This is a genomic window from Ectopseudomonas guguanensis (assembly GCF_900104265.1).
GTDB lineage: Bacteria > Pseudomonadota > Gammaproteobacteria > Pseudomonadales > Pseudomonadaceae > Aquipseudomonas > Aquipseudomonas guguanensis.
In genome coordinates this window covers 365,957-385,369 of record NZ_FNJJ01000004.1, presented here as the reverse complement: position 1 = coordinate 385,369, position 19,413 = coordinate 365,957, and the positions used below count along the sequence as shown (strand labels likewise).

General features: G+C 65.2%; 20 protein-coding genes. 7 read left to right on the top strand and 13 right to left on the bottom strand.

The window, feature by feature from the left end:
• From BLS61_RS08570 to BLS61_RS08560, 3 genes are all read right to left on the bottom strand, one after another.
• Positions 1-1,404, bottom strand: coding sequence for an aminoacyl-tRNA deacylase and HDOD domain-containing protein (locus BLS61_RS08570; protein ID WP_090429827.1), 1,404 nt, complete (start codon positions 1,402-1,404; stop codon positions 1-3).
• A 91-nt stretch (positions 1,405-1,495) separates the two neighbouring features.
• Entirely contained in the window at positions 1,496-3,571 is a 2,076-nt protein-coding gene (gene recG, locus BLS61_RS08565) for an ATP-dependent DNA helicase RecG (RefSeq protein WP_090429825.1), read from the bottom strand.
• An 8-nt stretch (positions 3,572-3,579) separates the two neighbouring features.
• Positions 3,580-4,509 (bottom strand): hydrogen peroxide-inducible genes activator, encoded by a 930-nt coding sequence (locus BLS61_RS08560; protein ID WP_074860499.1) that lies wholly within the window; start codon positions 4,507-4,509, stop codon positions 3,580-3,582.
• Between the two features lie 203 nt (positions 4,510-4,712).
• Between BLS61_RS08560 and BLS61_RS08555 the strand changes: the two genes are divergently transcribed.
• The 3 genes from BLS61_RS08555 to BLS61_RS08545 all read left to right on the top strand — a co-directional run bounded on the left by BLS61_RS08555 (position 4,713) and on the right by BLS61_RS08545 (position 7,130).
• Positions 4,713-5,570, top strand: a complete 858-nt coding sequence (locus tag BLS61_RS08555; protein WP_090429823.1) for an NAD-dependent epimerase/dehydratase family protein — start codon at positions 4,713-4,715, stop codon at positions 5,568-5,570.
• A gap of 1 nt (position 5,571) precedes the next feature.
• Positions 5,572-6,372 (top strand): AraC family transcriptional regulator, encoded by an 801-nt coding sequence (locus BLS61_RS08550; protein ID WP_090429821.1) that lies wholly within the window; start codon positions 5,572-5,574, stop codon positions 6,370-6,372.
• 140 nt (positions 6,373-6,512) lie between these two features.
• Positions 6,513-7,130 (top strand): LysE family translocator, encoded by a 618-nt coding sequence (locus tag BLS61_RS08545; RefSeq protein ID WP_090429819.1) that lies wholly within the window; start codon positions 6,513-6,515, stop codon positions 7,128-7,130.
• A gap of 37 nt (positions 7,131-7,167) precedes the next feature.
• Here BLS61_RS08545 and BLS61_RS08540 read toward each other — a convergent pair whose 3' ends face one another.
• The 6 genes from BLS61_RS08540 to BLS61_RS08515 form a co-directional block, all read right to left on the bottom strand.
• Positions 7,168-7,899 (bottom strand): hypothetical protein, encoded by a 732-nt coding sequence (locus tag BLS61_RS08540; protein ID WP_090429818.1) that lies wholly within the window; start codon positions 7,897-7,899, stop codon positions 7,168-7,170.
• Between the two features lie 214 nt (positions 7,900-8,113).
• Positions 8,114-8,494 carry a RidA family protein gene (locus tag BLS61_RS08535; RefSeq protein ID WP_003464610.1) on the bottom strand — a complete coding sequence of 127 codons (381 nt, stop codon included), beginning with the start codon at positions 8,492-8,494 and terminating at the stop codon, positions 8,114-8,116.
• 68 nt (positions 8,495-8,562) lie between these two features.
• The gene (gene spoT, locus BLS61_RS08530; RefSeq protein WP_090429816.1) at positions 8,563-10,674 is read right to left on the bottom strand and encodes a bifunctional GTP diphosphokinase/guanosine-3',5'-bis pyrophosphate 3'-pyrophosphohydrolase; all 2,112 of its coding nucleotides are present in this window, start codon (positions 10,672-10,674) and stop codon (positions 8,563-8,565) included.
• Positions 10,675-10,737: 63 nt separating this feature from the next.
• The gene (gene rpoZ / locus BLS61_RS08525; protein ID WP_003242550.1) at positions 10,738-11,001 is read right to left on the bottom strand and encodes a DNA-directed RNA polymerase subunit omega; all 264 of its coding nucleotides are present in this window, start codon (positions 10,999-11,001) and stop codon (positions 10,738-10,740) included.
• 94 nt (positions 11,002-11,095) lie between these two features.
• Entirely contained in the window at positions 11,096-11,716 is a 621-nt protein-coding gene (gmk, locus tag BLS61_RS08520; protein ID WP_090429814.1) for a guanylate kinase, read from the bottom strand.
• A gap of 149 nt (positions 11,717-11,865) precedes the next feature.
• Entirely contained in the window at positions 11,866-12,729 is an 864-nt protein-coding gene (locus tag BLS61_RS08515) for a YicC/YloC family endoribonuclease (RefSeq protein ID WP_090429910.1), read from the bottom strand.
• Positions 12,730-12,903: 174 nt separating this feature from the next.
• On the opposite strand from BLS61_RS08515, the gene rph reads away from it, so the two are divergent.
• Both rph and BLS61_RS08505 read left to right on the top strand, forming a co-directional pair.
• Positions 12,904-13,623, top strand: coding sequence for a ribonuclease PH (rph, locus tag BLS61_RS08510; RefSeq protein WP_090429812.1), 720 nt, complete (start codon positions 12,904-12,906; stop codon positions 13,621-13,623).
• A 28-nt stretch (positions 13,624-13,651) separates the two neighbouring features.
• Entirely contained in the window at positions 13,652-14,023 is a 372-nt protein-coding gene (locus BLS61_RS08505) for a DUF4870 domain-containing protein (protein WP_090429810.1), read from the top strand.
• Between the two features lie 53 nt (positions 14,024-14,076).
• On the opposite strand, the gene BLS61_RS08500 is transcribed toward BLS61_RS08505, so the two are convergent.
• Positions 14,077-14,856 carry an exodeoxyribonuclease III gene (locus BLS61_RS08500; protein ID WP_012020145.1) on the bottom strand — a complete coding sequence of 260 codons (780 nt, stop codon included), beginning with the start codon at positions 14,854-14,856 and terminating at the stop codon, positions 14,077-14,079.
• Positions 14,857-14,937: 81 nt separating this feature from the next.
• Between BLS61_RS08500 and pyrE the strand changes: the two genes are divergently transcribed.
• Together pyrE and BLS61_RS08490 are read left to right on the top strand one after the other, a co-directional pair.
• Positions 14,938-15,579, top strand: coding sequence for an orotate phosphoribosyltransferase (gene pyrE / locus BLS61_RS08495; RefSeq protein ID WP_090429808.1), 642 nt, complete (start codon positions 14,938-14,940; stop codon positions 15,577-15,579).
• 20 nt (positions 15,580-15,599) lie between these two features.
• A complete protein-coding gene (locus BLS61_RS08490) occupies positions 15,600-16,202 on the top strand; it encodes a DUF4124 domain-containing protein (RefSeq protein ID WP_090429806.1) in 603 nt (200 codons plus the stop codon).
• A gap of 10 nt (positions 16,203-16,212) precedes the next feature.
• Here BLS61_RS08490 and BLS61_RS08485 read toward each other — a convergent pair whose 3' ends face one another.
• From BLS61_RS08485 to algC, 3 genes are all read right to left on the bottom strand, one after another.
• Complete coding sequence (locus BLS61_RS08485) at positions 16,213-16,659, bottom strand: acyl-CoA thioesterase (RefSeq protein ID WP_090429804.1); 447 nt, start codon at positions 16,657-16,659, stop codon at positions 16,213-16,215.
• Between the two features lie 231 nt (positions 16,660-16,890).
• Positions 16,891-17,796 (bottom strand): acetylglutamate kinase, encoded by a 906-nt coding sequence (argB, locus tag BLS61_RS08475; RefSeq protein WP_090429800.1) that lies wholly within the window; start codon positions 17,794-17,796, stop codon positions 16,891-16,893.
• A gap of 24 nt (positions 17,797-17,820) precedes the next feature.
• Positions 17,821-19,215: a phosphomannomutase/phosphoglucomutase gene (algC, locus tag BLS61_RS23745; RefSeq protein ID WP_208598787.1), complete on the bottom strand. Its 1,395-nt coding sequence runs from the start codon at positions 19,213-19,215 to the stop codon at positions 17,821-17,823.
• Between the last annotated feature and the right edge of the window lie 198 nt (positions 19,216-19,413).

Below are 19,413 nucleotides of genomic sequence, written 5' to 3'. Positions count from 1 at the left end.
TCAGTGCGGGTGGAACTGCGCCGCCAGCTCACGCAGGGCGACTTCGGCGCTGAGCACCTTGCTCACGGCGTCTTCGGCCTTTTCCCGACTCAGGCCCAGGGCCTCGAACAATTCGTCCGGGATCTCGCTCTGCGGGCCGGCGCCGATGCCACGGTTGCGCAGCAGGCTGACCGCCAGGCACACCAGGTTGGCGAAGGCCGCGCTGTCACCGGCATAGCTCGGGTCGTGCTGGAAGCGCAGGGCGCTGGACAGTTCTTCCGGCATGTCCCAGTGGCGCATCAGCCAGGCGCCGATCTGCTCGCGGGTGATGCCCAGCAGGTGCTGCTCGATATGGCTGTGCGACAGGTGCGGGTTGACCTCCAGGTGACGGCAGATCAGCGAGAAGTGCGGCGGGAACACATGCGCCAAGACCAGGTAACCGAAGTTGTGCAGCAGGCCGGCCAGATAGGTCAGGCCCGCTTCCGGGCGCTGCGCACGCGGCATGGCGCGGGTCAGGCCTTCGATCACCGCAGCGGTGTAGATCGCCTGCTGCCAGTAGGGCGTGGCGTGCTGCGGCTGGTCCTTGGGCAGGCTGAGGGTCTTGCCCAGCGCCAGGCCGAGCGCCAGGTTGATCACCAGGTCGAAGCCCAGCACGCGGACGATGGCGTCCTCCACCGAGCGGATCTTGCCGGGTGCGGCGTAGTAGGGCGAGGCGGCCCAGCTGACCACCTGGGCCGCCAGCGCCGGGTCGGTTTCGACCACGCCGGTGATGTCGTCCACCGTGGCATCGGGATCGACCCGCAGCTTGATGATCTTCTGTGCGGTTTCCGGCAGCGGCGGAATCTCGATGGTTTCTTCCAGGCGCTGTTGAATTCGGCGTGCGGTGAAGGCCTGCACGGCCTGGGTGATCTCCGCGCGGTCGTCGTGCGGGCGATCCAGGTTCGGCCTGATCGCGCTGACCGGTTCACCGAAACGCGCTGCGCTGGCCTTGCTCAGCAGGCTCTTGTAGGCCTCGGTGGGAATTTCCAGCAGCACGCCGGGCTGACCGGAGTCGATCAGCAGGCTGGGCACCTGCAGCAGGCGTTCCTCGTACAGGCAGGGCGAACTGGTCAGCGGCGGCAGGCCGGGCAGGGCGGTCAGGTTGTGCTTGCCGAGCATGCGCTCCAGGCGCTCCGGCTTGACCGCGGTGAGCTGGCGCCCGGTCAGTTCCGCCAGGCGCGACAGATCCAGCAGCTGGCTGCGCGGGTAGAGCACCAGCAGGGCACCGACGGCGTCGTCCACCAGCACGGCCTGCAGGCGCGCCTCGCTCGGCTGGCCCGGGCGCTCGGCACGTACCTGATAGGGCACGGCGAGTTTCTTCAGCAGTTGCACGATCACGGCGGGCGGTTGCGGATTGGCGTTGGCGGCGAGGGCGACTTCAGTCATATCGGTATCCAGCGTTGGCGCATGTGCCTCGGAGTATAACCAGCGAGGCTTTGTGCAAAGGTTCGTGGCGACGGCTGTCCTGTGAACAGGTTCACACTTGACCGTATTGCTGGCCGTGACGCAACCAGCGCTCCAGCAATGGAGCCACATGTTGTGGCCAATGTTCCAGCAGGGCCTGCGCGGCATCACGCACGGCGGGCAGCAGGTCGGCGTCGCGCATCAGGTCGGCGACCTTGAATTGCAGCAGACCGGTCTGTCGGGTACCGAGCATTTCCCCGGGGCCGCGCAGTTCCAGATCCTTCTCGGCGATGACGAAGCCATCGGTGGTTTCGCGCATGATCGCCAGGCGTTCGCGCCCCAGTTGCGACAACGGCGCGTGATAGAGCAGCACGCAATGGCTGGCGGCGCTGCCGCGACCGACCCGGCCGCGCAGCTGGTGCAACTGGGCCAGGCCCAGGCGCTCGGGGTTCTCGATGATCATCAGGCTGGCGTTGGGCACGTCGACGCCCACCTCGATCACCGTGGTGGCCACCAGCAGTTGCAGGTGGCCCTGCTTGAATTCGTCCATCACCGCGGCCTTCTCGGCCGGCTTCATGCGCCCGTGGATCAGCCCGACGCGCAGCTCGCCGAGCGCGGCGGAGAGCTCCTCGAAGCTGGTTTCCGCGGCCTGGCAGGTGAGCTCCTCGGATTCCTCGATCAGGGTGCACACCCAGTAGGCCTGACGCCCCTGCTGGCAGGCATTGCGCACCCGCTCGATGACCTCGATGCGGCGGCTGTCGGCGATCACCAGGGTGTTGACCGGGGTGCGCCCCGGCGGCAGCTCGTCGAGGATCGAGGTGTCCAGATCGGCGTAGGCGCTCATCGCCAGGGTGCGTGGGATGGGCGTGGCGGTCATGATCAGCTGGTGCGGGCAGAGACGCCCGTCGATGCCCTTCTGGCGCAGGGCCAGGCGCTGCTGCACGCCGAAGCGGTGCTGCTCGTCGATGATCACCAGGGCCAGGCGCTTGAACTTCACCTCGTCCTGGAACAGCGCGTGGGTGCCGACCACCATCGGGCAGCCGGCGGCGATCTGCTCCAGCGCGGCCGCGCGTGCCTTGCCCTTGAGCTTGCCTGCCAGCCAGGCGACATTCAGGCCGAGCGGCGCCAGCCACTTGCTGAAGTTGAGAAAGTGCTGCTCGGCGAGAATTTCGGTGGGGGCCATCAGCGCCACCTGGTAACCGGCCTCCAGCGCCTGCAGCGCGGCCAGCGCGGCGACCACGGTCTTGCCGGCGCCGACGTCACCCTGCACCAGGCGCAGCATGGGTTCGCTCTGCGCCAGATCGTAGGCGATCTCTGCCCCCACGCGCTGTTGCGCGCCGGTGGGGGCGAAGCCGAGGTTGGCCAGGTACTGCTGCGGCAGCCTCTTCGCTGGCGGCAGGGCCGGCGCCTGCTGCGCGCGCACCTGTTCGCGCAGGCGCTGTAGCGACAGCTGGTGGGTCAGCAGCTCTTCGAAGGCCAGGCGATGCTGGGCCCAGTGACGGCCTTCGGCGAGCTCTTCGAGATCGGCGTCCGGTGGCGGTCGGTGCAGGTAACGGATGGCTTCATCCAGCGGCGCCAGGCGATAGTCGCGGGCCAGCTCGTCGGGCAGCCAGTCCGGCAGGCTGCGCGGGCCGAGCCGCGCCAAGGCCTGCTGGCTGAGCTGGCGCAGGCGCTGCTGGGTCAGGCCTTCGGTGGTCGGGTAGATGGGGGTCAGACTCTGTTCCACTGGTGCCGGCTCGTCGCCGCTCTGCGCGCGGTATTCCGGGTGGTAGATCTCCAGGCCGGTGGCGCCGGGGCGCACTTCGCCATAGCAGCGCAGCGCCGTGCCGCGTTTCAGGCCTTCCTTCTGCGCCTGGCTGAAATGGAAGAAGCGCAGGCTCAGCGTACCGCTGCCGTCCTGCAGACGCACCAGCAGGCTGCGGCGCCGGCCCATGACCACGTCGGCGCCGGCAACGATGCCCTCGACCACCGCATCCTGCCCCGGACGCAACGCGCCGATGGGGGTGATGCGGGTGCGATCCTGGTAGCGCAGCGGCAGGTGGAACAGCACGTCCTGCAGGTTTTCCAGGCCGACCTTGGCCAGTTTTTCTGCCAGCGCGGCGCCTACGCCTTTCAGCGCGGTGACGGAAACCGCTGACAGCTCGCTCACGTCCGGCCTCAGACTGCCTTGGTCTGCGGGCTGCGGGCGACCGAGCAGAGGCGGATCGAGTCGGCCAGCACTTCGATGGCGTTGGGCCGCGGGAAGCTGGCGCGCCAGGCGATGGCCACGGTGCGGAAGGGCACCGGCGCGCTGAGCGGACGCACTTCGATCACGCCCGGTGCGTAGTGGTGGCTGTCCACCGCCGAGAACGGCAGGATCGACACGCCCAGGCCGGAGGCGACCATATGGCGGATGGTTTCCAGCGAGCTGGATTCCACCGTGGTGTGCTTGCCGTGGTCGTCGCCGCCCTTGCGCAGGGTCGGACAGGCTTCCAGCACCTGATCGCGGAAGCAGTGGCCTTCGCCGAGCAGCAGCAGGCTCTTGTCGTTGAGCAGCTTGGTGTCGATGGTGTCCATCGCCGCCCAGGGGTGGCCGGCCGGCAGCAGGGCGTAGAACGGCTCGTCGTACAGCGGCTTGGTCAGTACATCGGCTTCCTGGAAAGGCAGGGCGATGATGATGGCGTCCAGCTCGCCGGTGCGCAGCTTGTCGCGCAGGATATGGGTGAAGTTTTCCTCGATGTACAGCGGCATGTCCGGGGCGACCCGGTGCAGCTGCGGAATCAGATGCGGGAACAGATAGGGGCCGACGGTGTAGATGGCGCCGATCTTCAGCGGCGCGGCCAGCTGGTTCTTGCCGGCCTGGGCCAGCTCGCGAATGCCCTGGGCCTGCTCCAGCACCTTCTGCGCCTGGGTGACGATGCCCTCACCGACCGGGGTCAGGCGTACGGCGCTCTTGCTGCGTTCGAAGATCAGTACGCCGAGCTCGTCCTCCAGCTTCTTCACGCCCACCGACAGGGTCGGCTGGCTGACGTGACAGCGTTCGGCCGCTCGACCGAAGTGCTGTTCCTGGGCGAGGGTGACGATGTAGCGCAGTTCGGTGAGGGTCATAGTGTTTATCCATTAAGTTGCCGCCAAGCATAGCCTTTGCAAACAGATGAACCAACCGCGCTAATAGACTGTTGCAAAACTATCTCGACTTTGGCGTTGGCCTCGCCCCGCCTCCGGCATCCGGATGGGTCGCTGACTGCTGCGCCGACGCCTTCGAGCGGCCTGTTACACTGCGCCATCGCATAGAAAGTCAGGAGAACAGCATGTCGCAAGGCAATAGCCTGCTGATTGCCGGGTGCGGGGACGTCGGTACCCGTCTTGGTCTGCGTATGGCGGCGCAGGGCTGGCGCGTGCTGGGCATGCGCCGCAACGTGGCTGCGTTGCCGGCCGCCATCGAGCCGCTGGCCGGTGATCTGCAGGCCGACGTCTGTCCGGCAGATTGGCCGCAGGGGCCGCTGGACTACCTCGTGTACTGCGCGGCGGCCATCCAGCACGATGAAGCCGGCTACCGCGCCGCCTATGTCGACGGCCTGCGCCGCGTGCTGGGCTGGCTGGCGCTGCATGGCCAGCGACCGCGGCGCATCCTGTTCGCCTCCAGCAGCGGCGTGTATGGGCAGCAGGATGGCGAATGGATCGACGAGGAATCTGCGGCCGAAGCCCAGAGCTTTTCTGCTGTGATCATGCGCGAGGCCGAGCGCGTCGCGCTCGACAGCGGCCTGCCAGCGACCGCTGTGCGCCTGACCGGGCTCTACGGACCGGGGCGCGAATGGCTGCTGAGCCAGGTGCGCGGTGGCTATCGGGTCAGCGAGACGCCGCCGCTGTACGGCAACCGCATTCACGTCGATGACGCCGCGGGGCTGCTTGCCACGCTGTTGCAGGCCGATGCTGCGGGCGTGCCCCTGGCCGATTGCTACCTGGGTGTGGACGACGAGCCGGCGCCGCTGCACGAGGTGGTGGCCTGGTTGCGCGAACGCCTGGGCGTCAGCCACTGGAGCGATGAGCAGCGCGTGCGCCGCGCCGGCAGCAAGCGTTGCAGCAATGCCCGTGCTCGCGCCCTAGGTTGGGCGCCGCAATATCCCAGCTATCGCGAAGGCTATGCGGCGATCCTCGCTGGAGACTGAGATGGACGCCAACCGTCTGCTGGCCAAGCCCTGGCTGCCGGGCGTCGAGCTGTTTCACGCCGACTTCTCCGGGCAGGCCTTTGGCCGTCACAGTCACGATGCCTTTGCCATCGGCGCTATCGTGCAGGGTGTCGGGGGCTACCAGTGCCGGGGTCAGCGCTATGCGTTGCCTGCCGGCACCCTGTCGCTGATGAACCCCGAAGAGCCGCATACCGGGCACGCCGAATCGGCGCGTGTGGTCTATCGCATGCTCTATGTCGAGGAGTCGCGGCTGCCGGCGCTGCTCGGGCGCAAGCGCCTGCCCAATGGCTTCGGCACGCTCAACCCGCATGACGACGGCCAGGTCGCGGCAGGTCTGGCGCGACTGGCGGGCGAGTTCGAGCGCGGCGATGCGCTGGGGCTGGAGAGCGAACTGCTGGCGCTGTTGGAGCTGGTATTCGTGCGCCACGGCGGCTTGCGCGAGGCGGGTGCGGCATTTCGCGACAGCGGGGTGACGGCGTACCTGCGCGATTACCTGGAAGCGCACTACGCCGAGGCCGTCAGTCTGGAGCAGCTGGCCGCATTGGTGCAGCGTCATCCACGCCACCTGATCGAGGCCTTCCGCCGTGCCTATGGCGTGCCGCCGCATACCTATCTGCTGCAGCGCCGGGTGCGTGAGGCCAAGCGCAGGTTGCTGCAGGGCCAGGCGCTGGCCGATGTCGCGCTGGGCCTGGGCTTCTATGACCAGGCGCATTTCAACGGCGTGTTCCGCCGCTTCACCGGGGTGACTCCGGGCCGTTTTCGCGTGCTGGCGCAGTCCTGATGCGGCGCGTTGCGGCATCCGTGAGCAAGTCAAGGCCCTAGCACGCAGGTCCAAGCTGCCGTGATGCTGGCGAATCTGAGTTTTTTCCAATACAGCGCTACCGGCATTTGCCGACACTGCCTCCGCCAAACGGAGGTTTCATGTTCGCGCTGTTTCTGCTGGTTGCCGGTACTCACTTCGCCGCCTTGCTGTCGCCGGGGCCGGACTTCTTTCTGCTGATTCGCACTGCGTTGACGAAAGGCCGGCGCCAGGCCGACGGTTGTGCCTGTGGCATTGCCCTGGCCAACCTGCTGATCATGCTGCTGGTGCTGTTCGTCATGGCCTTGTTGCCCGCCGAGGGCAGTTGGCTGTGGCGCGGCCTGCAGGTCGTCGGCGGGCTGTATTTCGCCTGGATCGGTCTGCAGGCCCTGGCCTCGCGGCGGGATCTGGTCCTGCCGCAGGGCGAGCAGCTGCGGCTGGGCGGGGTGTACAAGGGTATGCGCCAGGGCCTGCTGTCCTGCAGTCTCAATCCCAAGGTGCCGCTGTTCTATGCCGGGCTGTTCGGGGTGCTGCGCGAGTCGGCGATGCCGGCCTGGGGGCTGGGCCTGGCAATGCTGTGGATGACCCTGGTGGTGCTGTTCTGGGATCTGGCGTTGGTGCGCCTGCTCGATCAGGCGCGCTGGCGCGCCTGGTTGCAGCGACGCGTACGTTGGCTGGATCGCGGCTGCGGCGGTCTGTTGCTGGCGCTGGGTGGCTGGCTGTTGCTGGGGGCGCTTTAGCGCGGCGACGCTCCTGCCCGGAGGCGGCGCCTGTTGCTCAGCGACGCTTGAGCAGCCAGCGCTGCGGGCCGGGCTGGTACTCCGGCATCTCGTCGAACTGGGCACGGTTCTGCGCCTCGAAGATGCGCAAGCGGTTGCCCTCGTGCACGAACAGCCAGGGGCTGCCCTGGTCGCCGGCCTGCAGCCAGATGCTGTCATGTTCGCCGCTCATGGCCGCGCAGTCGCCAGCCAGGCACAGGGCGAAACGTTCGGCGCCGGGCAGGCCCTGCACCTGGCCGTCACTGTTGAAGCGCACCAGGCCGCCCTGGCCGAGACCTTCCTCGATCAGCCAGTCGCCACCGAGGTAGTCGCGATACAGCGCCTGTTCGAAGCTGCTGCCCAGCGGCTTGGCCTCGCCAGAGCCCTGGAAGCGGGTGAAGTGCTGCTCGGGCCAGTAGCCGCTGGCGACCTGTACCAGCTCGCCGTTCTGAATGCTGAGCTGCTCCTTGTAGTCGCCGTAGAAGGTCACCTGCCAGCGGCCTTCACCAGCGCTCTGCAGCCGGCCCTCGGCCAGTTCGAAGCCGTTGCTGTAGCTGGCCTGCTGCCGTTCGGGATCGATATGCCATTCGAGGTTCGGGCCATAGGCGAGCAGGGCCTCGCGCAGGCGACCGCTTTCGCGGGCGGCGTCGATGGCGGCCTGGTTGATCCAGGTCCCGCTCGGGTCGTTGTTCGGCGTGCTGGCACAGCCACCGAGCAGGGCACCCAGTAACAGCAGAGGAAGCAGACGCATGGCGATCTCCATGCCGGGAAAGGGAGAGAGCGGGGTCTGGCACCCCGCTCGAACGACTTAGAACCTGTTCATGATCTGCTGCGCGTCGGCCATGCTGCGTTGAAACCAGGCTCAAAATGCTCATTTACAGCTCGTAAAGTCGAGCGCGACTCCGAGCGTTTTTCGCCTGATTTCGCCTTGCCTGGCTCTAGCTCGCGAGATCCTGAGCAGGCTCTTACTCGATGACCAGAATAGCGTCCATTTCCACCTGCGCACCGCGTGGCAGGGCAGCGACGCCGATGGCGGCACGCGCCGGGTAGGGCTGCTCGAAGTAACGGCCCATGATCTCGTTGACCTTGGCGAAGTGCGACAGGTCGGTGAGGAAGATGTTCAGCTTGACGATGTCCTTGAACGAACCGCCGGCCGCTTCGGCAACGGCCTTGAGGTTTTCGAACACCTGCACGGTCTGTGCTTCGAAGCCTTCGACCAGCTCCATGCTCACCGGGTCCAGCGGGATCTGGCCGGACATGTAGACGGTGTTGCCGGCCTTGATCGCCTGGGAGTAGGTGCCGATGGCGGCGGGGGCCTTGTCGCTGGTGATGACGGTCTTGCTCATGAATCGCTCCTTGTGAGAACTGGCTGGGTCGAGCGCCCAGCCTACAGAATCGAAATAGGGGAATTGTGTCAGGCGCGTACTCGGGTGATACGCATCACGCCCTTGAGTGCGCGCAGTTTCTTGATCACCCGGGCCAGGTGCACGCGGTCATGTACGCTGACCACCAGTTGCACGACGCTGATGCGGCCGTCTCGTTCGTCCATGCTGATCTTCTCGATGTTGCCATCGGCGGCATTGACGCTGCTGGCCAGCAGGGCGATCAGGCCGCGCTGGTGTTCCAGCTCGACGCGCAGTTCGACGTTGAATTCACCGGTGACGTCCTTGGCCCAGTTGAGCTGGATGCACTTTTCCGGGTTGTGGCGGATGTCGACGATGTTCCGGCAGCTCTCCATGTGCACCACCATGCCCTTGCCGGCGGACAGGTAGCCGACGATCGGATCGCCCGGAATCGGCGTGCAGCACTTGGCGTAGCTCAGTACCAGGCCTTCGGTGCCGCGAATCGCCAGCGGCCCTTCGCTGCTCGGCAGGGTTTCGTCGCCGCTTTCGGCCAGCAGGCGGCGGGCCACGACGTAAGCCATGCGGTTGCCCAGGCCGATGTCTTCGAGCAGGTCCTCGATGACTTCCTGGCGGTATTCGCCGAGCACAGCCTGCACGCGCTCGGGCGCGATCTTCTCCAGGTGCGTGTCGAAGCTGGCCAGCACCTTGTTCAGCAGGCGTTCGCCGAGGCTGATGGATTCCGAGCGGCGCTGCTGCTTGAGGGCGTGACGAATATGCGTGCGCGCCTTGCCGGTGACCACGAAATTGAGCCAGGCCGGGTTCGGCCGCGCGCCCGGCGCGGTGACGATTTCCACCGTCGAGCCGCTTTCCAGCGCCTGCGACAGCGGTGCCAGGCGGCGGTTGATGCGGCAGGCGATGCAGGTATTGCCGACGTCGGTGTGCACCGCGTAGGCGAAGTCGACCGCGGTGGAGCCTTTCGGCAGCTCCATGATGCGGCCCTTGGGCGTGAACACGTAGACCTCGTCGGGGAACAGGTCGATCTTCACGCTCTCGATGAATTCCAGCGAGTTGCCCGCGCGCTGCTGCAGTTCCAGCACGCCCTTGACCCACTGGCGTGCGCGGGCGTGGTTGCCCTTGGGCACTTCGTCGTCGTTGGACTTGTACAGCCAGTGCGCGGCGATGCCGTTGTTGGCCATCTCTTCCATCTCGCGGGTACGGATCTGGATCTCGATGGGCACGCCGTGCATGCCGAACAGCGTGGTGTGCAGCGACTGGTAGCCGTTGGCCTTGGGAATCGCGATGTAATCCTTGAAGCGGCCGGGCAAGGGTTTATACAAGTTGTGCACGGCGCCGAGGACGCGGTAGCAGGTGTCGACCTTGTCGACGATGATGCGGAAGGCGTAGACGTCCATGATCTCGTTGAACGCCTTACGCTTGCCGCGCATCTTCTGGTAGATGCTGTACAGGTGCTTCTCGCGGCCGATCACTTCGCCTTCCATGCCTTCGCGCTGCAGGCACATCTGGATCGATTCCTCGATCTTGGCCACGATTTCCTTGCGGTTGCCCCGAGCGCGGCGCACGGCGGCGCGGATGCGCTCGGAGCGCATCGGGTGCATGGCCTTGAAGCCCAGGTCTTCGAATTCCACGCGCATGTTGTGCATGCCCAGCCGGTTGGCGATGGGGGCGTAGATTTCCAGGGTTTCCTTGGCGATGCGCCGGCTCTTTTCGTGCGGCATGGCATCGAGGGTGCGCATGTTGTGCAGGCGGTCGGCGAGCTTGACCAGAATCACGCGGATGTCGCGGGCCATGGCCATGGCCATCTTCTGGAAGTTCTCGGCCTGCGCCTCGGCCTTGGTCTCGAAGTTCATCTGGGTCAGCTTGCTGACCCCATCGACCAGTTCGGCCACGGTTTCGCCGAACTGCGCGTTGAGCGCTTCCTTGGCGATGCCGGTGTCTTCGATGACGTCGTGCAGCATGGCGGCCATCAGGCTCTGATGATCCATGTGCATGTCGGCGAGGATGCTGGCCACGGCCAGCGGATGGGTCACGTAGGCTTCGCCGCTGCGGCGGCGTTGGCCATCGTGCGCCTGTTCGGCGTAGAAGTAGGCGCGGCGAACCAGGTTGACCTGGTCATGGCCGAGGTAGGTCGAAAGTCGATCGGCGAGAGCGTCTATGCCAGCCATGGGAGGTTCCTCCTTTGGCAGGTATGGCCCTGCGCCGCGCGACTTCGACCCGGCATCATCGACTTACAGAGGCTCGTTGGCCTCTTCCTCGAAGGCAGCGAACAGCGGTTCTTCTTCGACGATGTCTTCCTGGGCGACCACTTCGTAGTCCACCAGGCCGGCAGCGATTTCGCGCAGGGCCACCACGGTGGGCTTGTCGTTTTCCCAGGCCACTTTCGGCTCTTTGCCGCCGGTGGCCAGCTGGCGCGAACGCTTGGTCGCGAGCATGACCAGTTCGAAGCGGTTATCAACGTTGTCCAGGCAATCTTCGACGGTAACGCGAGCCATGGTGTTCCTCGTAACTTGTGCGGATAAGCTTGGCCCGAGCGGGCGAGCGGACTGAATAGTCTAAAAAATCACCAGCGACAATGGAAGCGCTGTTTTACGCCAGCAGTTCACTGAGCAGGCCGGCATGGCGCTGTTGTTGCTGAGCCTGGGCCAACTGGTTGCTGCGAAAGATGGCCTTCAGGTCGCTCAGGGCGTGATTGAAGTCATCGTTGATCACCAGGTAGTCGTACTCGACGTAGTGGCTCATTTCGCTGACCGCCTCGCGCATACGGCGTTCGATGATCTCGCCGCTGTCCTGGCCGCGGTTGGTCAGGCGATGGCGCAGTGCCTCCTGGGTCGGCGGCAGGATGAAGATGGACTTGGCCTGCGGCATCAGCTTGCGCACCTGCTGCGCGCCCTGCCAGTCGATCTCCAGGATCAGATCGAAGCCTTCGGCCAGGGTCTGCTCGACCCACTTTTGCGAGGTGCCGTAGAAGTTGTCGAACACCTGGGCGTGTTCGAGAAACTCGCCGCGCTCGATCATGGCGTTGAACTGCGCATGATCGACGAAGTGGTAGTTGACCCCGTCCACCTCGCCCGGGCGCATGGCGCGGGTGGTGTGCGAAACCGAGACGCGAATCTGCGCCTCGCTCTCGATCAGGGCCTTGACCAGGCTGGTCTTGCCGGCGCCGGAGGGTGCGGAAACGATGTAGAGGGTGCCGGTAGTGATGGCCATGAAAAACGTCCTGAGAAATCTTGCGGAATTTTAAAAGCGTAGCGAGCGACGGCTAGGCAAGGCGAAATCAGGCGAGAAAGCGGAGTTTACGACTGTAAATGAGCATTTCGAACCTGATTTCAACGCGGCATAGCCTAGCGCAGTAGTTTTTACTCGATGTTCTGCACCTGCTCGCGCATCTGCTCAATCAGCACCTTGAGGTTCACGGCAGCCTGCGTGCTGCGCGGGTCGAAGGCCTTGGAACCGAGGGTATTGGCTTCGCGGTTGAGTTCCTGCATCAGGAAGTCCATGCGCCGCCCGGCAGCGCCGCCGGCCTTGAGTACGCGACGCACTTCGCTGACGTGAGTGCTCAGGCGATCCAGCTCTTCGGCCACGTCGCTCTTCTGCGCCAGCAGTACCAGCTCCTGCTCCAGGCGTTGCGGGTCGAGTTCGGCCTGCATCTCGGCGAAGCGGGTTTCGATCTTCTGGCGCTGGCCGGCGAGCATCTGCGGCACCAGTTCGCGCAGGGCCGCCACCTCCTCGAGGATGCTGTCGAGGCGCTCGTTGAGCAGCTTGGCCAGCTCGGCGCCTTCACGGGCGCGGCCGGCCTTGAGCTCGCCCAGTGCCTGGTCGAACAGCTTCAGCGCGGCGGCATTGAGCGCTTGCGGGTCGGCCGAGTCGGCCACCAGCACGCCGGGCCAGGCCAGCACTTCCAGCGGGTTGAGCGGCGCCGGTTGCTGGATCAGTGCGGCGACCTGTTCGGCAGCGGCGATCAGTTGGCGGGCGCGGTCGGCGTCGACCTGCAGCGGCTTGCCGGCACTTTCCTCGGCGAAGCGCAGGGTGCATTCCACCTTGCCGCGCGAAAGACCCTGGCGTAGCGCCTCGCGCACTGCGCCTTCGAGATCGCGGAAGGCCTCGGGCAGGCGCAGGTGCGGCTCCAGGTAGCGGTGGTTGACCGAGCGCAGTTCCCAGCTCAGGGTGCCGTGGGCGGTTGCCTGCTCGCTGCGGGCAAAGGCCGTCATGCTGTGAACCATGGGATACCTCGCGAAAGTCAGCTCGAAAAGCGCAGGATTGTAGCCCACGGCGCCCGCCCATTTCATGTGCGGGCGATCAAGCCTTGCCGGTCTGGCGCCAATTCGTCATGTCGCCGGGGTCGACCGCCCCCTATAATGCGTGCTGTTTTCACTTAATGAAGTAGGTATCGCTCGATGAAACGTCCCAGTGGCCGCGCCGCCGATCAGTTGCGCTCGATTCGCATCACCCGCAACTACACCAAGCATGCCGAGGGTTCGGTACTGGTCGAGTTCGGCGATACCAAGGTGATCTGCACCGTCAGCGTCGAATCCGGCGTGCCGCGTTTCCTCAAGGGCCAGGGCCAGGGTTGGCTGACTGCCGAATACGGCATGCTGCCGCGCGCCACCGGCGAGCGTAACCAGCGCGAGGCCAGCCGCGGCAAGCAGGGCGGCCGTACTCTGGAAATCCAGCGCCTGATCGGCCGGTCGCTGCGCGCTGCGCTGGACATGAGCAAGCTGGGCGAGAACACCCTGTACGTCGACTGCGACGTGATCCAGGCCGACGGCGGCACCCGTACCGCCTCCATCACCGGCGCCATGGTGGCACTGATCGACGCGCTGAAGGTGCTGAAGAAGCGCGGCGCGCTCAAGGGCGAGCCGCTCAAGCAGATGATCGCCGCGGTGTCGGTGGGCATCTACCAGGGCGAGCCGGTGCTGGATCTCGACTACCTGGAAGATTCCGCCGCCGAGACCGACCTCAACGTGGTGATGACCAATGCTGGCGGTTTCATCGAGGTGCAGGGCACCGCCGAAGGCGCGCCGTTCCAGCCGGAGGAATTCAATGCCATGCTGGCGCTGGCGCAGAAGGGCATGAACGAGATCTTTGAACTGCAGAAAGCCGCTCTGGTCGACTGAAACCCCGCAACCAGCAAGGAGCATCAGGATGAACGACGATATGCAAAGCCCGCTTCCGACACCCAGTCAGGAAGCCCGTCAGTGGGCCATGTTCTGCCACTTCGCCGCGTTTCTCGGCCTGGTGTTCCCCTTCGGCAATCTGCTCGGGCCGCTGATCGTCTGGCAGATCAAGAAGGACCTCGACCCTTTCGTCGATGCGCAGGGCAAGGAGGCGCTGAACTTCCAGATCAGCGTGGCGCTGGCGGCGATCGTCTGCTTCATCCTGATGGTGGTGGTGATCGGCTTCCCGCTGCTGATGCTGCTGGGCATTGCTGCGCTGGTGCTGACCATCATCGCCGGGATCAAGGCCAACGAAGGCCAGGCCTACCGCTATCCCTTCGCCTGGCGTCTGGTGAAGTAGTCGGCGACTGGCATGAAAAAGCCGGCGTATGCCGGCTTTTTCGTATCTGTCGATCAGACGCTGAGAATCCAGTCGTAGTCGACGATCAGCGGCGCGTGCTGGGAGAAGCGCGGCTGGCGTGGCAGGCGTGCGCTGCGCACGCTGCGGCGCATGCCCGGCGTGAGCAACTGGTAGTCGAAGCGATAGCCCAGGTTGAGCATCTCGGCCTGCTCGTTGTCCGGCCACCAGCTGAACTGGTCACCTTCGCGGCTGACTTCGCGCAGCGCGTCGACATAGCCCATGTTGCCGACCACTTCATCCATCCAGGCGCGTTCGGGCGCAAGGAAGCCGGGTGATTGCTGGCAGTCGCGCCAGTTCTTCACGTCCAGCTTCTGGTGCGCCACGTGCAGCGAACCGCAGTAGATGTACTCGCGGCGCTTGCGCCGTTGCTTGTCCAGATAATGGGTGAAGTCGTCCATGAACTTGAATTTCTGATTCAAGCTCTCGTCGCCGTCCCGCCCGGTGGGCAGGAGCAGGGTGGCGATACTTACCTTGTCGAAATCTGCCTGCAGGTAGCGCCCGTAGCGATCGGCCATCTCGAAGCCGAGGCCGCTGATCACCGCCTTGGGTTGCAAACGCGAATACAGCGCCACGCCACCTTGGCTGGGCACTTCACCGTCGCATGCATAGAGGAAATAACCATCCAGTTGGAAGGCTTGGTCGTCCATTTCAAAGGCGGAGGCACGGGTGTCTTGCAGGCAGATCACGTCGGCATTCTGGGCTTGCAGCCAGCTGAGCAATCCTCGCTCGGCCGCAGCCTGAATACCATTCACGTTCACACTGATGATCCGCATAAATGGCCCCCAAAAACACGTGCGTGTATGATACCCGAGCTCACCTCAATTAGCTAAATCCGTGCCGTCCGGGACTTTTTCATGCAAGCGTATCAGCGCGATTTCATTCGCTTCGCCATCGAACGCGGGGTTCTGCGTTTCGGTCAGTTCACCCTCAAGTCCGGGCGCACCAGCCCCTATTTCTTCAATGCCGGTCTGTTCGACAGCGGCCTGGCGTTGGCCCAGCTGGGGCGTTTCTACGCCGCCGCCATCGTCGACAGCGGCATCGACTTCGATGTGCTGTTCGGCCCCGCCTACAAGGGTATTCCGCTGGCGGCAACCACTGCCGTGGCGCTGGCCGAGCACCATCAGCGCGATCTGCCCTGGTGCTTCAATCGCAAGGAAGCCAAGGACCATGGCGAAGGCGGCACCCTGGTCGGTGCGCCGCTCAAGGGCCGGGTGTTGATCGTCGACGACGTGATCACCGCCGGTACCGCCATTCGCGAAGTGATGCAGATCATCCAGGGGCAGGGCGCGCAGGCCGCCGGCACCCTGATCGCGCTGAACCGTCAGGAGCGCGGTCAGGGCGAGCTTTCCGCCATCCAGGAAGTTGAGCGCGACTTCGGCATGCCGGTAGTGAGCATCGTGTCACTGCAACAGGTACTGGAATATCTGGCGGGGGATGCTGAACTGAAGCAATATCTGCCGGCCGTCGAAGCCTATCGCGCCGAGTACGGAATCTAGCCCTAGCACAAGGTCGTCCTATGCCTGCACCGCTCCTGACCCGCTGTACGCTGCTCTGTAGCCTGCTGCTGCCGTTGTCCGGGGTGGCTGCCGAGCTGTATCGCTACGTCGACGACAAGGGCGTGACGGTGCTCAGCCGCCAGGGCGTGCCGCCGGAGTTCATCGGCAAGGGTTACGAGGTGCTCAACGATCAGGGCCGCGTGCTGCGCGTGATCCCGCCGGCGCCGACGCCGGAAGAGTTCGCCCGCATGCAGGCGGACAAGGCGCGGGCCAGCAGCGATGCCCAGCTGCTGCGGCTGTACACCAATCTCGACGATGTCGATCGCGCCCGCGAGCGCAAGCTGGCCGAGCTGGATGCGGTGACCGGGGTGGCCCGTGGCAACCTGCAGTCGGTGCGCACCCAGCAGGCCAACCTGCAGAGCCAGGCCGCCGACCACGAGCGTGCCGGACGCCAGGTGCCGGAGCACCTGCTGGCGCAGATCAACAATCTCAAGGAAGAACAGAAGCGTCTGCAGCGCGACATCGCCCGCTACAAGGAAGCGCGCACCCAGGCCGAAGCCGGTTTTGCCGCCGATCGCGCGCGGCTGGCCGAGCTGTTCGGCGAGCCGCAGAAGAAGCCTTAGGGCCAGCCATTCAGCCTTGCGGCCGAGTCTTCTCGAAACTCTCGATCTTTTCCCTGAGCCACTGCGGCAGCGGGGCGCTGCTGCGTGTCGCGCCGTCTGCATGAACATAGACGATCTCGCCGCTGGTCAATAGCTCGCCGTCACGCCAGATGCCGAGGGCGAAGGTCAGGCTGGAGCGGCCCAGGCGCGCACTGCGAATGCCGATCTGTAGTTCATCGTCGAAGCGCGCCGGGGCGCGGTATTCGAGCAGGGTGCGGATGGCGAAGAAATCGCCGCCATCCTGTGCCAGGTCGGCCGGATAGGCGACGCCGAGGGCGCGGAAATATTCGGTGATGGCGACGTCCGCGTAGGTCAGGTAATGGCCGTTGAAGACGATGCTTTGCGGATCGACTTCGGCCCAGCGCACCCGCAGGGTGTGGAAGAAGGTGAACTGGCCGGGTTCGGGCAGGCTGCTCATGGGCGCTCCTCGATCAAGGTTGCCTGGCGAGCGTGCATGTTGAGGAGGGTTGCGGCAAGTTCGAGTTGGTGTGGCGATGGCCCGCGATAAGCTCGCTCGATGGCCTGCGCCATCTCGTAGGGTGCGCTGCGCGCACCGGTTTGACGGTGCGCTTGCAATACCCTCTCCCGCCCTGCGGGCACCCTCTCCCAGGGGGAGAGGGTCATCAGAAGGCCGCGTTGCGGCCGCTGTTTAGGGGCGTTTGCGGTTGGTGATCAGGGTGCCGACACCGCTGTCGGTAAAGATTTCCAGCAGCACCGCGTTGGGCACGCGGCCGTCGACGATGTGCGCGCTGTGCACGCCGCCCTGCACCGCTTCCAGCGCGCAGCGGATCTTCGGCAGCATGCCGCCGTAGATGGTGCCGTCGGCGATCAGGCCGTCGACCTGTTCGGTGGTCAGGCCGGTGAGCACTTCACCCTGCTTGTCCAGCAGGCCGGCGATGTTGGTCAGCAGCATCAGCTTTTCGGCCTTCAGCGCTTCGGCCACCTTGCCGGCCACCAGGTCGGCGTTGATGTTGTACGACTCGCCATCCGGGCCGACGCCGATGGGCGCGATGACCGGGATGAAATCGCCCTTGACCAGCATGTTGAGCAGCTCGGTGTTGACCCCGGTGACTTCGCCGACATGACCGATATCGATGATTTCCGGCTGGGTCATCTCCGGTGTCTGACGGGTGACCTTGAGCTTCTTCGCGCGGATCAGGCCGGCGTCCTTGCCGGTCAGGCCGATGGCGCTGCCACCGTGCTGATTGATCAGGTTGACGATGCTCTTGTTGACCTGGCCGCCGAGCACCATCTCCACCACGTCCATGGTGGCGGTGTCGGTGACGCGCATGCCGTCGATGAAGTGGCTCTCGATGTTCAGACGTTTGAGTAGATCACCGATCTGCGGGCCGCCGCCGTGTACCACCACCGGGTTGATGCCCACCGCCTTCATCAGCACGATATCGCGGGCGAAGCCCTGCTTGAGTTCCTCGCTTTCCATGGCGTTGCCGCCGTACTTGATCACCAGGGTCTTGCCGACGAAGCGGCGAATGTAGGGCAGGGCTTCGGACAGTACCTTGGCAACCTGGGCGGCAGCGTCACGCTCGAGGGTCATGCAGGGGCTCCTGAGGCAGATCGGTCAAAAGGGTAGTTGCAGGTCGGGGGCGACCTTGAGCAGTTGGGCGCGGAACACATCCTGGATGCGCTCGAGCTCTTCCTGGGTATCGGCCTCGAAGCGCAGCACCAGCACCGGCGTGGTGTTGGAGGCACGGATCAGGCCCCAGCCCTTGGGATAGTCAACGCGCACACCGTCGATGCTGGTGATGTTCGCCTCGCCCCACTGACCTTCACGCTGCAGGCGTTCGATCATGCCGAACTTGGTCTGCTCGGTGACCTTGATGTTGATTTCCGGCGTGGAAATGTCGCTGGGGAAGGCGCTGAACACCTGTTCGGCGTTGCGCTTGTCGAGGCTGAGGATCTCCAGCAGGCGCGCCGCGCTGTAGATGCCGTCGTCGAAACCGTACCAGCGCTCCTTGAAGAAGATGTGACCACTCATCTCGCCGGCCAGCAGCGCGCCGGTTTCCTTCATCTTCTTCTTGATCAGCGAGTGGCCGGTCTTCCACATCACCGGACGGCCGCCATAGCCGCTGATCAGCGGGGTCAGGCGACGGGTGCACTTGACGTCGAAGATGATGTCGGCACCCGGGTTGCGCGAGACCACGTCCTTGGCGAACAGCATCAGCAGGCGGTCCGGGTAGACGATGCTGCCGGTGTTGGTCACCACGCCGACGCGGTCGCCGTCGCCGTCGAAGGCCAGGCCCAGGTCGGCGTTCTCGGCTTTGACGCGGGCGATCAGGTCGACCAGGTTCTCCGGTTTGCCCGGGTCCGGGTGGTGGTTGGGGAAGTTGCCGTCCACTTCGCAGAACAGCGGGATGACGCTGCAGCCCAGCGCTTCGATCAGCTGCGGGGCGATCACGCCGGCGGCGCCGTTGCCGCAGTCGACCACCACCTTGAGCGGCTTGGCCAGGGCGATGTCGTCGCGGATGGTCTTGAAGTAGCGCGGCAGGACGTCGACCTGCTGCACGCTGCCGACGCCCGTGGCCAGGTCGTTGTTGTCCAGGCGGGTTTTCAGCGCCTGGATCTGCTCGTTGGCCAGGGTGTCGCCGGCGATGATGATCTTGAAGCCGTTGTAGTCCGGCGGGTTGTGGCTGCCGGTCAGCATCACGGCCGAACGACCTTCCAGTACGTTGGCGGCGAAGTAGACCACCGGGGTCGGCACCATGCCGATGTCGGTGACTTCGCAGCCGCAGTCCAGCAGGCCCTGCACCAGTTGTTGCAGCAGTTCGGGGCCGGACAGGCGGCCATCTCGGCCGACGATCACCTTGGGTTCGCCCTGCGCCAGGCTCTGCGAACCAATGGCGCGGCCGATCCAGTAGGCGTATTCGGCGGTCAGGGAGTCACCCACCACGCCACGAATGTCGTAGGCGCGGAAGATGTCGGCGGGAAGTTTCGGGGCGCTTTGGCTAGTGCTCATTGCGGGGCTCTGCTCCAGTCCCAGGAGATCCTGGTCTTCATCGAGAATGTCGATATCGAGGATATCGGTGTCCTGAAACAGCGGATCGACCAGCTCGGCAGGTTTGCTGACCGGCGGAGTGGCAGGGGCCGCTGCTGTTCCTTTAGTGGCGGTACTGCTGCCTTCGGGGCTGCTGCGGCGCGGCAGGCGCGCCAGGCT

Excerpts from the sequence above, each read along its gene's own strand:
- BLS61_RS08570 (WP_090429827.1), bottom strand. The coding sequence starts at position 1,404 with ATGACTGAAGTCGCCCTCGCCGCCAACGCCAATCCGCAACCGCCCGCC.
- BLS61_RS08560 (WP_074860499.1), bottom strand. The coding sequence starts at position 4,509 with ATGACCCTCACCGAACTGCGCTACATCGTCACCCTCGCCCAGGAACAG.
- BLS61_RS08555 (WP_090429823.1), top strand. The coding sequence starts at position 4,713 with ATGTCGCAAGGCAATAGCCTGCTGATTGCCGGGTGCGGGGACGTCGGT.
- BLS61_RS08550 (WP_090429821.1), top strand. The coding sequence starts at position 5,572 with ATGGACGCCAACCGTCTGCTGGCCAAGCCCTGGCTGCCGGGCGTCGAG.
- BLS61_RS08545 (WP_090429819.1), top strand. The coding sequence starts at position 6,513 with ATGTTCGCGCTGTTTCTGCTGGTTGCCGGTACTCACTTCGCCGCCTTG.
- BLS61_RS08540 (WP_090429818.1), bottom strand. The coding sequence starts at position 7,899 with ATGCGTCTGCTTCCTCTGCTGTTACTGGGTGCCCTGCTCGGTGGCTGT.
- BLS61_RS08535 (WP_003464610.1), bottom strand. The coding sequence starts at position 8,494 with ATGAGCAAGACCGTCATCACCAGCGACAAGGCCCCCGCCGCCATCGGC.
- spoT (WP_090429816.1), bottom strand. The coding sequence starts at position 10,674 with ATGGCTGGCATAGACGCTCTCGCCGATCGACTTTCGACCTACCTCGGC.
- rpoZ (WP_003242550.1), bottom strand. The coding sequence starts at position 11,001 with ATGGCTCGCGTTACCGTCGAAGATTGCCTGGACAACGTTGATAACCGC.
- gmk (WP_090429814.1), bottom strand. The coding sequence starts at position 11,716 with ATGGCCATCACTACCGGCACCCTCTACATCGTTTCCGCACCCTCCGGC.
- BLS61_RS08515 (WP_090429910.1), bottom strand. The coding sequence starts at position 12,729 with ATGGTTCACAGCATGACGGCCTTTGCCCGCAGCGAGCAGGCAACCGCC.
- rph (WP_090429812.1), top strand. The coding sequence starts at position 12,904 with ATGAAACGTCCCAGTGGCCGCGCCGCCGATCAGTTGCGCTCGATTCGC.
- BLS61_RS08505 (WP_090429810.1), top strand. The coding sequence starts at position 13,652 with ATGAACGACGATATGCAAAGCCCGCTTCCGACACCCAGTCAGGAAGCC.
- BLS61_RS08500 (WP_012020145.1), bottom strand. The coding sequence starts at position 14,856 with ATGCGGATCATCAGTGTGAACGTGAATGGTATTCAGGCTGCGGCCGAG.
- pyrE (WP_090429808.1), top strand. The coding sequence starts at position 14,938 with ATGCAAGCGTATCAGCGCGATTTCATTCGCTTCGCCATCGAACGCGGG.
- BLS61_RS08490 (WP_090429806.1), top strand. The coding sequence starts at position 15,600 with ATGCCTGCACCGCTCCTGACCCGCTGTACGCTGCTCTGTAGCCTGCTG.
- BLS61_RS08485 (WP_090429804.1), bottom strand. The coding sequence starts at position 16,659 with ATGAGCAGCCTGCCCGAACCCGGCCAGTTCACCTTCTTCCACACCCTG.
- argB (WP_090429800.1), bottom strand. The coding sequence starts at position 17,796 with ATGACCCTCGAGCGTGACGCTGCCGCCCAGGTTGCCAAGGTACTGTCC.
- algC (WP_208598787.1), bottom strand. The coding sequence starts at position 19,215 with ATGAGCACTAGCCAAAGCGCCCCGAAACTTCCCGCCGACATCTTCCGC.